The sequence below is a fragment of the Butyrivibrio sp. TB genome (assembly GCF_900110805.1).
In the GTDB taxonomy this organism is placed as follows: Bacteria; Bacillota; Clostridia; order Lachnospirales; family Lachnospiraceae; genus Butyrivibrio; species Butyrivibrio fibrisolvens_C.
Map to the genome: position 1 here is coordinate 87,893 of NZ_FOER01000012.1, position 13,113 is coordinate 101,005.

General features: G+C 39.8%; 12 protein-coding genes. 4 read left to right on the forward strand and 8 right to left on the reverse strand.

The genetic code is table 11. From position 1 onward, the window contains the following. Nucleotides 1–68: 68 nt before the first annotated feature. The gene (locus BMX21_RS09685) at nt 69–914 is read right to left on the reverse strand and encodes a PHP domain-containing protein (protein ID WP_022753956.1); all 846 of its coding nucleotides are present in this window, start codon (nt 912–914) and stop codon (nt 69–71) included. Between the two features lie 144 nt (nt 915–1,058). On the opposite strand from BMX21_RS09685, the gene BMX21_RS09690 reads away from it, so the two are divergent. Then, complete coding sequence (locus BMX21_RS09690) at nt 1,059–1,868, forward strand: Cof-type HAD-IIB family hydrolase (protein WP_177173994.1); 810 nt, start codon at nt 1,059–1,061, stop codon at nt 1,866–1,868. Nucleotides 1,869–2,000: 132 nt separating this feature from the next. Here BMX21_RS09690 and BMX21_RS09695 read toward each other — a convergent pair whose 3' ends face one another. From BMX21_RS09695 to pheA, 6 genes are all read right to left on the reverse strand, one after another. Beyond that, entirely contained in the window at nt 2,001–2,255 is a 255-nt protein-coding gene (locus BMX21_RS09695; RefSeq protein ID WP_022753954.1) for a hypothetical protein, read from the reverse strand. A 46-nt stretch (nt 2,256–2,301) separates the two neighbouring features. Continuing rightward, entirely contained in the window at nt 2,302–3,006 is a 705-nt protein-coding gene (locus BMX21_RS09700; protein WP_092043822.1) for a Maf family protein, read from the reverse strand. Between the two features lie 29 nt (nt 3,007–3,035). Continuing rightward, nucleotides 3,036–5,234 carry an RNA degradosome polyphosphate kinase gene (locus BMX21_RS09705; protein ID WP_027204826.1) on the reverse strand — a complete coding sequence of 733 codons (2,199 nt, stop codon included), beginning with the start codon at nt 5,232–5,234 and terminating at the stop codon, nt 3,036–3,038. A 133-nt stretch (nt 5,235–5,367) separates the two neighbouring features. Then, the gene (locus BMX21_RS09710; RefSeq protein WP_034485105.1) at nt 5,368–6,912 is read right to left on the reverse strand and encodes a Ppx/GppA phosphatase family protein; all 1,545 of its coding nucleotides are present in this window, start codon (nt 6,910–6,912) and stop codon (nt 5,368–5,370) included. Nucleotides 6,913–6,982: 70 nt separating this feature from the next. Then, nucleotides 6,983–8,350 (reverse strand): ATP-binding protein, encoded by a 1,368-nt coding sequence (locus BMX21_RS09715; RefSeq protein WP_092043824.1) that lies wholly within the window; start codon nt 8,348–8,350, stop codon nt 6,983–6,985. 100 nt (nt 8,351–8,450) lie between these two features. Beyond that, a complete protein-coding gene (gene pheA, locus BMX21_RS09720; RefSeq protein ID WP_092043826.1) occupies nt 8,451–9,578 on the reverse strand; it encodes a prephenate dehydratase in 1,128 nt (375 codons plus the stop codon). A 272-nt stretch (nt 9,579–9,850) separates the two neighbouring features. Between pheA and BMX21_RS09725 the strand changes: the two genes are divergently transcribed. The 3 genes from BMX21_RS09725 (at nt 9,851) to BMX21_RS09735 (ending at nt 12,763) form a co-directional block, all read left to right on the forward strand. After that, complete coding sequence (locus BMX21_RS09725) at nt 9,851–10,867, forward strand: DUF5050 domain-containing protein (RefSeq protein ID WP_092043829.1); 1,017 nt, start codon at nt 9,851–9,853, stop codon at nt 10,865–10,867. 361 nt (nt 10,868–11,228) lie between these two features. Then, on the forward strand, nt 11,229–12,176 hold the full coding sequence (gene pyrB, locus BMX21_RS09730) for an aspartate carbamoyltransferase (RefSeq protein WP_034453996.1): 948 nt from the start codon (nt 11,229–11,231) through the stop codon (nt 12,174–12,176). 128 nt (nt 12,177–12,304) lie between these two features. Beyond that, entirely contained in the window at nt 12,305–12,763 is a 459-nt protein-coding gene (locus tag BMX21_RS09735) for an aspartate carbamoyltransferase regulatory subunit (protein ID WP_022753946.1), read from the forward strand. 169 nt (nt 12,764–12,932) lie between these two features. Here BMX21_RS09735 and BMX21_RS20055 read toward each other — a convergent pair whose 3' ends face one another. Continuing rightward, nucleotides 12,933–13,088, reverse strand: coding sequence for a FeoB-associated Cys-rich membrane protein (locus BMX21_RS20055; RefSeq protein WP_080651681.1), 156 nt, complete (start codon nt 13,086–13,088; stop codon nt 12,933–12,935). Between the last annotated feature and the right edge of the window lie 25 nt (nt 13,089–13,113).

Consider the following 13,113-nt stretch of genomic DNA (forward strand, 5'->3'; position numbering starts at 1 on the left):
TGCACCATTTCGTATTGTACACAAAAAAGGGCACTGTGTAAAGCATAGTAAACAACTTGCCTGTTTTGTCAGTTTAAAGATTCCTTGATCTTCTCAAGTGCTGTCTCAGGTACAAAGAGCTTGCCATATCCCACTGCAAGGTCTATATCCTGCTTGTTGGCGCCATGAAAATCAGATCCTCCGCTTATAAGAAGGTCATAATCCTTCGCAATCTCCATTATCTGGCGCTCATCAGAAGCTGTATAAGTAGTATAGATCGCTTCTATACCTTTAAGTCCAGCTTCCTTCAGCTCTCCAACAAGTTTTCTAAGCCTTGCATCAGACATTCCGTAAAGGATTGGATGAGCGAGGATCGGAACGCCGCCTGCATCAAGGATCATCTTAACAGCCATATCGGGAGTGATCTTCTCTCTTGGAACAAAACACTCGCAGTTATCTCCTATATATCTGTCAAAAGCTTCCTGTCTTGATTTGATATAGCCCTTTTCAAGCATATATGCTGCATAATGAGCTCTTGTAATAACAGAATCAGGAAACGCAGCCTGAAGATCATCAAAATCCATAGGTACGCCGTGCTCAGTCAAAAGTCTGCACATCTTCCTGTTACGGGATACCCTAGAATCTACAAACTCCTGAAGTCTTCTCTGGATCTTTGGGTCATCATAATGCATGTACAGACCGACTATATGGATATCTTTTCCTTCATAATCAGTACTAAACTCAATTCCGGGGATAACTTCAAGATCGTCATATCTCCTACCCGCTTCCATAGCCTCTGCAAGACCCTTAGTAGTATCATGATCAGTAAGGGCTATAGCAGCAAGGCCTTTTTCATGAGCATAATCTATAAGCTGCGTGGGAGTATAAGTTCCGTCTGATGCAGTTGAATGTGTATGTAAATCTACAGGTCTCATAATTATATTTTCCTCATCTTTCTATAACAAATTCCGTTATTTCCGTTTTTTCATGTTCAAATCCAATTAACACGTCTATCAGTATAACACATGATTCTTTTAAAGAGATTGACTAAATCCGCATTTAAGTTCATTATGTTAACCATGAGTAAAAAAATATTTTTCTTTGACCTTGATGGTACATTATTAAACAGTAAAAAAGAGATCACATCAAAAACAATGGAGGCGCTAAAGCGTTTTACAGATGCCGGCAATCACTTTGCCATAAGTACAGGACGTGCCATAGATTCTGCCATGGATGTACAAAAGGAACTGGGGCTCTTTTTCCCGGGAACATTCCTTGTAGGTTACAATGGCGGGCAGATCTATGACTGCGATAATAAAGAGCTGGTTTACAGAGCGCAGATTCCTTTGGATCTTGTGAAAAAGTGTTTTGATCTGGCTAAAGAGCATAATATTCACATCCATACCTACAATGATGATCACATCCTGACACCGGATGACGGCGAATGCATAGACTATTATAGAAGAGTTATAAAAACTCCTTACATCGTTACAGACGATGTTACTAAAGAGCTCGAATATGGTCCGTCCAAGTGCATTGCCATAGAGCTTCATGATCATGAAAAGATGGAGAGATTCAGAGAAGAAGTCTTAAAGATAGCACCAGATAAGCTTTCTGTCATGTATTCAAATCCCTACTATCTTGAGATCTTCCCTAGTGAAGCCGGTAAGGGTTCTGCAGTAGTTCGTCTGTGCGACTATCTTGATATACCTATTGAAAACTCTTTTGCTGCAGGAGATGAACAGAATGATATCAGTATGATCAAAGCTGCAGGCACAGGCATCGCCATGCTCAATGCTACTGATATGGTCAAGGATAATGCTGATGTTATCACAGAATCAGACAATGATCATGACGGCCTTGTTCCTTTTATCGAAAAGGCTATCTGATTGTTATAAGTCTTAAAGCAAAAACCGCAGCGGGGCAATCAGCACGCTGCGGTTTATCTGTTTCATAATCTGCCGGACAGGTTATAGATCTTACCATATCCGGGTATAGGATAATCTCCCTCAAAAGAAAGCTTATCCTTCTACGATGAGAAAACGACCGTCTCCTATATCGAAAACCTCAGAAGCTTCCATGATACTGTCTGCATCAAAGTCTACACCCGCGTCTTCGAAGTATTCGATAACTTCATCAACGGACTCGACTACTACAGCGCAGCAGTCCTCAAGGAAAGCTTCTGCTTCTTCACGAGAAGATGCTACATCTTCAGGAAAAAGCTGTCCCTGATTCTCAATAAAATAATCCAGTACGTCATCATCAAAATCATGCATAGTCTACTCCTTTCGGGCATCAGATCGCCCCTGATTATGCACAACATTACACTAAATTGTAATTCATAAGTGCCTGATAAAGTCTGGCGATCGGAAGTCCGACTACATTATTGTAATCTCCGTGTATACCTTTTACATACACTCCGAACATACCTTGTATTCCATAAGCGCCGGCCTTATCATAAGGCTCATCTGTTGAGATATAGCCTTCAATCTGTTCATCCGTCATAGGATATACAAAAACTAGCGTTTCTTCTGCAAAGACAAGAGAATGAACTTTGTCATCCTGCTTCCACAAAACTGTGACTCCGGTATATACTTCATGCTTATCGCCTTGAATACCGGATATCATATTACGTGCATCATCTTTATCTTTGGGTTTACCAAGTATCTTCTGCTTATATGATACAACGGTATCAGCGCCTATTACAACAGGACTTTGAATATCTCCTTCCGAAAAATTCCCAAACTTATCGGATGATTTTTTGTCAAAATTGCCATTTACAGAAAGCTCTTGCAGTATTTTATCACTTAAAAATATGATTTCATCTCGCTTCACCTTGCTGCCGGTCTCTTGTGCAAAGATTTCTGCTGCCTTCTGAAAAGAAAGTTCTTTGACTACCTCCTGGGGTATATTACTTGTTATTATTTCTTCACCTGTAGCAGGTTTTACCTCAAACGAAAGGCCTGCCTGCTGCATTAGTTCCCTTCTTCTGGGGCTTCCTGATGCTAAAACTATTTTTGTTGCCATTAAATCTACTATCTCTTTCTATTTTTATGTCAGCTAAGCTTAGGGCTTCTCTCGGGTGTAAAAACTCTTGAATCCCGAACATCCCCCATTGCCTGACTTGCATACTCATATGCTTCCTTACCAAATACAAGCTGTGAATTAAGGGCTTCCTTGCCTCTCTTGTCTATCTTAACATATTCACCGTCTTCATTCATTATGCTGGCTTTTAGTGTATCACGAAGCTCCACATCAAGGATATGCCATATCTTCTTTTGAAGATCAGGATCTTCTACCGGGAAGAGTATCTCTACTCTTCTTTCAAGGTTTCTTGGCATCCAGTCGGCACTTGAGCAATAATATTCAGGCTTTCCGGCGTTTTCAAAATAAAAGATGCGGCTATGCTCCAGATAATTGCCAACTATGGATCTTACTGTAATATTCTCTGATACGCCTTTGATTCCGGTACGAAGGCAACATATACCTCTTACTATAAGGTCTATTCTAACACCTGCGCTACTGGCTTTATAAAGGGCTGCTATTACATCCTTGTGACAGATGGAATTCATCTTGGCTATGATCCTTGCAGGTTCTCCCTTTTTTGCATTTTCAGTTTCTCTTTCGATCATGTAAAGTATACGGTCCTTGAGCCACAAAGGAGCTATCGACAGACGGTTCCAGGCAAGAGGCTCACTATATCCTGACAGCATATTGAATACCGCTGTTGCATCTTCACCATAAGAATCCTTACAGGTGAACATGCCTACGTCAGTATACTGACGGGCTGTCGAATCATTATAGTTACCTGTTGCAAGATGAACATAACGTCTTATGCCGTCATCTTCTCTTCTGACTACAAGTGTTATCTTACAGTGAGTCTTAAGTCCCACTAGTCCGTAGATAACGTGACATCCTGCCTGCTCCAGCATCTTGGCCCACACGATGTTATTTTCCTCATCAAAACGAGCCTTAAGTTCTACCAGAACTGTTACCTGTTTGCCATTGTCTGCTGCCTTGGCAAGGGCTGCGATAATGGGCGAATTGCCGCTGACACGGTAAAGTGTCTGCTTGATGGCAAGAACTTTAGGATCCTGCGCTGCATCTGATATAAACCTTACAACTGGGTCGAAGGTTTGATATGGATGATGCATCAGTATATCTTTTTTCCTGATGGAGGCAAATATATTCTCATCGCTTCTAAACTCAGGTACAGGCTGAGGTTCACGGTAGCTGTGTTCCTTGAACTTATCAAAGCCCTGTATCTTGTATATCTTCATAAGGAAGGTGAGATCGAGCGGTCCGTCTATATTATAAATCTCATTTTCTGTTACATGCATTTCTGCAACTATAAGGTCCATAAGGCGCTTGTCGATCTTCTTGTCAACTTCAAGTCTTATTGCTTCGCCCCACTGGCGCTGCTTGACCTGTTTCTCTATCTCTTTAAGAAGATCTTCTGCCTCATCCTCATCTATGGACAAGTCGGCATTTCTCTCAACTCTGAAAGTATATGCACATTCTATATTGTAATTTAAAAACAACATATCCATATTTCTAAGGATGATCTGCTCAAGAAGAATAACTCTGTGCTCATCCTTATCGCCTATAGGAAGTTCAAGGATTCGCGGAAGGACATCCGGAACCTGAACAAGGGCAAAGTCATATGCTTTCTTGGCAGCTTTTTTGCCTTCAGAGTTCTTGCCTTCATCCATGTGACGGTATTCCTGCTTCTTGGCTTTAATCAAAGCTCCTATGTTAAGAGACTTGTTCCTTATAAGAGGAAAAGGTCTTGAGGAGTCAACTGCCATTGGGGTCAGAACAGGATATACGAACTCTCTAAAATACCTGTCTGCATACTCGCACTCTTTGTCTGTCATCTCAGTGTGACTTCTTAGGATAAAGAGTTTGTTTTCTTCAAGTAAAGGTGTCAGCATCCTGTTAAGAGTATCATACTGAAGATCTACAAATTCATGAAGCGCTTCTGATACCAGTTCAAGCTGTCTGGTTGCAGACAAGCCTGCTATATCAGGCTTGGTATAGCCCGCATGGATCATATCCTTTAAAGATGCTACTCTGACCATGAAAAATTCATCAAGGTTAGAAGCTGTGATCGACAGGAATTTTAATCTTTCGAATAATGGTGTATTCTTGTCTCTTGCTTCATTCAAGCACCTTTTGTTGAACTGGATCCATGAAAGTTCCCTGTTTATATAATATTTAGAGTCTTCAAAATCTATTTTGGATGAAGATGCCATATGACGGTCTCCTTTTTGATAATGAAGTATTATTTAAAAAATAAATAATAAATAATCAGTAATCTTATAGATATATATGTATTTTGGAACCTGATAGTTACAAGCTCGTAAAAAACAAACTTAAGGAACTATACTAAAATAGTCTCTTCTGTCTGATCACAGGCTTTACTCCGAATATCTCTTCAAAGAAAGAGGCTCTGTTGTTGATAAGCCCCTTTTCTATTGTAATATCAGAAGTCGTATCCAGCAGGATCTGTACTTCATCGTCTTTGACAGTAACCGATACGTCCTTGAACTTATGATTGTGTGTTCTGTCGAGGGCATTGGCAACTCTTAGGATCGCTGTGAGCTTGGCTATAGTCAGATAGTCTTTTCTGGTAAGTCCCTTGTAACAGTCAGGCGAATCATCAAAGTACAAAAAGTCTTCATGATTGAATCTTACTACATTGGCCACTATAGAGCGCTCTCTGTGGGAGAGGCCTATGATCTCCGTTGACATTATTATGTTATAGCAGCAAAAGCCCATGTTCATAAGGCTTATATACTTGCCACAATCATGTAGTATAGTAGACAATTCCAAAAGGAGTCTTTCTCTATGCCCTAGTCCATGAAGTTTTTTGGTCTTGTCAAATATAGGAAGTGCGATGGATTCAAGAGTCCTTGCCCTTGATTTACTTCCGCCGTAGCGCTTGGCTATAGACATTCCGCAGGCTATGATATCGGCTTCAAAGTCATGAATTGGTGTTATATACTTTTTCTTTTCTGCATATTCATATGCTATACCATCACACAGGGTGACGCCGGGTGCCCAGAGAAGCTGTGACATAAGGGCTACAGTTATCCTTTTAACAAGGATTCCTGATATATAAGCAAGTGTTACATATTCAGTTGATATACTTAACTCTTTGGCAATATAGTCATTGGACATCCTTGAAAATCTTTCAAGCATCTTATCAAAGTCAGAGCTTGTGATAAAACCCTTGTCATAGCCAGGTGATGATATCTTCTGAAAAACAGGAGACATGTAATCGTCTATTATAACCAGATTCTTGTAGGTTCTGTCATTTAGATAGAATTTTGACAAAACATGAAGCTGTGAATCCACCAGTTCTGCAATAAGTTCAGGGTACCTGTCCTTACCTTCCGCAAGGTGCTCAAGTGTCTGGCGAAGGCGAAGTACGCCAAGCTTCATATTCTGAGTTGTTACAAGTTTATCCTTATCAAAAAGAGATACCTGAATAGAGCCTCCACCTATATCTATGATAGCAGTAGGTTCTTCAATAAGTTCTGTGAATTTGGTGGACTGAAGCGCTATTGATTTGTAATCAAGGAATCTTTGTTCTGAATTGGACAGAATATCAACCTTGATCCCGGTCCTTTGCTCTAGCTGGGCGCAGACTATGTTGATATTGTGAGTCTCTCTAAGAGCACTGGTTCCATAAGCCTGTACGTTTGTAACGCCGTAGCTTTTCATGATCTCAGAGAACTCTTTTAATACTCTTGTAAGCTCCAGCATATGTCTGCTTGAAATAGTCCCCGTTGCATAAGTCTCCGATCCAAGATCTATGCGGTGTCTGATATGATCGAGACATTTCAGCCCGTTTTTTTTTGAGATTTCGAAGATCTTCATTGTAAGTTCATATGATCCTACATGAACTGCTGCAAAAGTATCACTCATACAAATCCTTTCATTATAAAAAGAATTTACTGCATGTTTAAAAAGTTCTTTTGAAGCTCAAGGTTCAAGGTCACAGGTTCTGTCCAAGAAGATAATCCACAAACTGCTGCGCACATCTTCCGGACAAGCCTCCATGATTAAGTTCCCACTGGCCGGCCTTTCTTAGAAGCTCTTCCTCCGGCATATCTATTCCATTCCTGTCAGCAAGCCCTTTTACTATAAGCTTAAATTCCTTGGGATCTGGCTTACCAAAATAGATAGATACACCAAATCTAGCCGACAAGGATATCTTCTCCTGAACTGTGTCACTTGAATGGATATCGCCATCATCAGACAGGCTCTTTTTATCCTTGAAGCTTTCTTTGATAAGATGTCTTCTATTGGACGTAGCATAGATCAGGACGTTCTCAGGCTTTTTCTCAAGACCGCCCTCAATTACAGCTTTTAAGTATTTGTACTCAGTTTCAAAATCTTCAAATGACAGATCATCCATATATATAATGAAGCGATAGTTCCTGCCTTTGACCATCGCTATCACATCATTTAAGTCTTTGAACTGATGCTTGTATATCTCTATGATACGAAGTCCCTTGTCAAAATAGGTATTGGCAAGAGCTTTGATACATGTAGATTTGCCGGTTCCCGCATCGCCGTATAAGAGGCAGTTATTGGCAGGTCGTCCCGCAAGAAAAGCTTCTGTGTTGTCTATCAGCTTATTCTTGGCATTATCATATCCTATAAGGTCATCAAACTTAACATGTCTTATATTCTTGATAGGCTCAATTGTGACACGGTTATTGTATGATGGTACAGGCCTTGTATATGCTCTGTCATCTGACAAGTCACCTATCTCATCATCCATATGACGACTCACGCGAAATGCCTTATGAAGTCCAAGTTTACCTACTCCATACTCTTTATAGAACGACGTAAGGCAGTCCTTCATAGCGGCTGCACCGTCTGCCAGACTAAGATCCCTTGCAAGAATACATATACGGTCTCTTATCCTTTTGTTATATATCTTTGAGCCTTCACCTACAGGCTTATAATCTAAAAGTTTATAGAACTGCGTGTCTCCAAGGTTATCCAAAAGCGTCTTAAAATCGTAATGGAAGAATTTTTCAAAAACTTCCATGTCATGAATGACAATGTCATTGATCGTACCATCTACTTGGCCTTTCATCTCACAGGCAAGCGAATAGGTATTTTCATTATTAACAAGAAGTGATGTAAGATAGTCATGCCACAGATTGCCATAAAATCCGCCTTCTCCGGCAAATCTTATAAGTTCTGACATACTATTATAAAAAAGCTCTTTGTCATGACTACTCACAGTCACAAAACTTCCCTGAGTGGTCTGGTCCATAAGCTCAGAGACCATCATCAATAGCTTGTCATTTTCAAAATTCCTGTAGCAGATCAGTTCTTCTATCATTATACCATCTCCATAATTTATTCAAAATAAGTAATTCATGTGTGTTTATCTTCTTGTAATCCTGTTAGCAAAGCTGACATCTACTTTGTGTTTTATAAAAATATCAGTAATTACCAAGTACTCTTAAGGCTTTGGCTTCTTCTCTAAGGCCTCTTAGAGCGTTCTTAACAGAGCTGTCTGCAAGATTACCTTCAAAGTCGATGAAGAACCTGTATTCCCAATTTCTATCGCCAATAGGGCGGGATTCTATTCTTGAAAGGTTAACATGGTTGTAATGAAAATGAGACAGGATGTGATATAAAGCTCCTACCTCATTTCCTATTTCAAGCATGATACTGATCTTATTTGCCTTTTTGAGGAAAACTTTCTGATTGGTAACAATTATAAATCTTGTAGAATTGGTATCAGATTTATTAATGCCTTTTTTTAGTATATTCATACCATAGTACTCAGCTGCATACTCACTTGCGATAGCAGCCTGTGAGATATCACCGTCACTTGCTATCTTCTGAACTCCGAAGGCGTTGTTTTTCATGCTGATCTGTTGCCAGGCAGGGTGGTCTGACAGAAATTTGCTGCTTTGCATTAGGGACTGCGCATGAGAATACACTGTCTTTATATCACTTATCTTAGCTCCGGGAAGACCTATAAGGCAGTGCTCTATCTTGATGATCTGCTCCCCTATTATGTAGTTCTCGTACTCTGTCAGAAGGTCATAGATCTCTGATACTATTCCTGCTGTAGAATTCTCGATTGGAAGTACTGCATAGTCAGCAGCACCTTCTTCTATAGCGATCATTGCATCTCTAAAGGTATCTACATGGAAGTTGTTGACTTTTTTGCCAAAAAACTTGAACATGGCAGCCTGAGAATATGCGCCTTCTGCTCCCTGAAATACTACTCGGCAGGATTTTTTGTCAATAGAATCTATGGATATAAAAGGAAGTCTTCCAAGCGATCCGGCCTGTGTAAGCTTCTGATACTGAAGCTTTCTGCTCATGGCCATTATCTGCTCGAAGAGTTCCTCTACTCCTGTGCGGTTGAAATCGTTGTGTGTAAGACTTTTTACTGTGTCTATCTTTTCTTTTTCCCTGGCAGGATCAAATACTTTCTTGCCTGTACCTATTTTGTAGTCCGCAACCTGTGAGCAGATGTCCATTCGCTGCTCATACAATTCGACAATTTTAGGGTCAATTTCATCGAGCTTTGCTCTAAGATCTTTTAAATCCATTAATACCTCCAGAATGCATTTATATTACTTTTAATATGGTCGTAGATCTATACTTTCCACTTTGGTGATACTGCATCATACAAGTGGAAAGTTTTAGTTAAAACATTATAAGCTTGCACTTTTATGCCGATAACTATTAAGAGATATCGTTAATGCTGCGTATAATAGTTTGATTTTTTAACTGATTCTATAAGTTTCATAGTCTTATCTTTGCGTTAAAAAAATAATACCGCGTATTGATAGATGGCGCAAGAAAGGAAAATTAAGCAATTATGAGTAGAATAAGAAATATTATAATTGCCATCCTTGTTACAGTAATAATTGGAGCTGCAGTTGTTTTCTACTTTTATATCAATATGATCCCTGACAACGATCCTACCTATGCAGGTAACACTGTCGGAAATCTCTATAATGGTGGGTATTTCTGCGAACTGGACGACCATGTTTACTTTCGTAACAATTATGACAACGGATGTCTTTACAGTATGACTGTTGATGAACAGGACATTAAGCCTCTGACTACTATGAACGTATATTTTGTAAGCGGAGCAGGCAATTATCTGTATTATTATATGGATTCCCAGCACTTGTCCAACTCTACAAGCGGTATCGGAACTACAGTCAAGTACTACGGTGTATATCAGTCAAGAACGGACGGAACCAAGCAGAAGTGCCTGTATCGCGGCAGGACTGCTGCTCAGCAGCTTTGCGGCAATTATATATACTTTCAGATCAAAGAAGCCGATGGCGGACAGCTTGCCAAGATCAAAACCGATAAGACCAATCTGTCCATAGTATCCGAAGAGTACATTGATCCTTGCGGATTCTATGATGGAAAGATCTATTTTACCGGTGTTACTAATGATCATAATCTATATATGATGGATACTCAAAACAATGATAAGATAACCAAGATTGCAGACGGATATATCTTCTATCCGATCTACCACGACGGGTATATATATTACATGGATGCTGTGGACAATTATCATTTAAAGCGCATGGAACTTTCAACCAATAGAGTAGAGGAACTTACCTCTAATCGTGTGGACTGCTTTAATCTTAATGACAACTACATCTTCTATTCTGTTTCGGAAGCGCTGATACCTGCCCTTCATGTCATGACTCTTGACGGCTCAAGTGATGTGCCGGTTCTGCAGGGACTATATTTTCACATAAGTCTTACTTCCAAATATGTGTACTTCACGGCCTTCAATGATGACATGCGCATATATCATATGCCTATAGACGGATCTGAGGCTCCGAGCCTTTTTAATCCTATTGAATGATCGAATAAGTCAAACTGTAATTTTTCAGCATCTAAAACTTCGCACTTGCTAAACATACGACACTCCTTACGTTATCTGCGTTATCTACCTTATAAAAAACTGTTGAACTTATCAGTCCGGCATGTTATTATACCCTAGATAATAAAACTATTACAAATAAGGAGAGAGTATGCGCATCACTAAGTCTACAACCGGTACAATACCCATGTGTCTGCAGCCGCTCTTTTCTGCTTTGTATTTTTCATTTTTTATTGTTATTTCTAATCATTATTTTAATAAACATCAATTATGAAGGGATATTTATTTTTTAAAATAAATATCTCTTTTATTATGCATACAATGGAGGAATATTATGAATTCAATGCGTCATTTAATGAGCCCTATGGACTTTACTGTTCAGGAATTAGAAGACCTGTTTGATGTTGCCAATGACATCGAACGCAATATGGACAAGTACTCACATAAATGTGATGGCAAGATTCTTGCAACCTGTTTCTATGAGCCTAGTACAAGAACCCGTCTTTCTTTTGAAACTGCAATGCTTCGACTCGGCGGCAAGACATTGGGTTTTGCAGATGCTTCTAACTCTTCTGCTTCCAAGGGAGAGAGCGTAGCTGATACAATCCGTGTTATAAGCTGCTTCGCTGATATATGCGCTATGCGTCATCCCAAAGAAGGTGCTCCTATGGTAGCTGCTTCCAAATCTCTTATTCCTGTTATCAATGCAGGTGACGGTGGTCATCAGCATCCGACTCAGACTCTTACAGATCTTCTTACTATAAGATCACTTCATGGCAGTCTTAACAACTTCACCATCGGTCTTTGCGGCGATCTTAAGTTCGGTCGTACTGTCCACTCTCTTATCAATGCTCTTACCAGATACGAAGGTATCAACTTCATCTTCATCTCACCTCAGGAACTGAGAGTCCCTGATTATATCACAGAGATGCTGAATTCCAAGAATATCCCCTACCGCGAAGTGATCAAACTTGAAGATGTCATCGCTGATCTTGACTTCCTCTACATGACAAGAGTTCAGAAGGAGCGTTTCTTCAACGAGGAAGACTATATAAGACTTAAAGATTTCTATATCCTTGATAAGAAAAAGCTCGATATGGCAAAGTCCACCATGCAGGTACTCCATCCGCTTCCACGTGTCAACGAGATATCTGTAGAAGTTGATGATGATCCAAGAGCCGCCTACTTCAAACAGGTTCAGTATGGACTTTATGTCAGAATGGCTCTAATACTCACTCTTCTTAACATGACAGATGCTCATATCAATGATGGGCTTCTAAGAAAATTCTGATCCTGATACCAAGGATTTATTGGATTGAACCGCTTTTATCTATCCATACAGAATGCGATTCAATTCAATTGGTATAGAAATAGTTCCTGATTCACATATCAAGATTTATACATACGGAGGAATACACAATGCTTAATGTTGGTAAAATAGACGAAGGCTTCGTTCTAGATCATATTCAGGCCGGTAAGGCAATGTCAATCTATCATCACCTGGGTCTTAACCGCCTTGATTGCACAGTTGCCATTATCAAGAATGCCCGCTCAGGCAAGATGGGCCGTAAGGATATCCTGAAAGTTGAATGCGATATCGATTCTATGGATCTTAACATCCTTGCTTTCATCGATCATAACATCACTGTTAATGTTATAAAGGATGGAGAGATCATTGAAAAAAGAGCTCTCGTTCTTCCAAAAGAGATCAAGCAGGTTCTTAGATGCCACAATCCTCGCTGCATCACTTCTATCGAGCAGGGACTCCCTCATATCTTCTACCTTGCGGATGAAGCCAATGAGATATATCGCTGCAAATACTGTGATGAGAAATACACAGAGAACGACGCAGACTTTGACGCAGGTCATTGCTTATAATATACATAAGCCGCGAAACCAAGCATAATGGTTTCGCGGCTTTTCTTTATTGCACAAAAAAGATTTCCGATTCTTATATACAAGATAACGGAAATCTTTTTATACTAACTTTCCATTCGATGCATAAATACTCTCAAATGAAAAAGTTTTGAATACTTATTGTATAAACTTATTTATGACTGTGACATCCGCCGTGGCAGGATGTACAATCCCCCGTGCAGGAATACGGATTACCCTTTCCGCTTTTAAATCCTTTGATCATATTATATAGAAGATACGCGCAATATCCGAATATCAAAGCGGCAATTATAATTGTTGCTACCAAAGTGCCTCCTTCCTACAGCTATAAA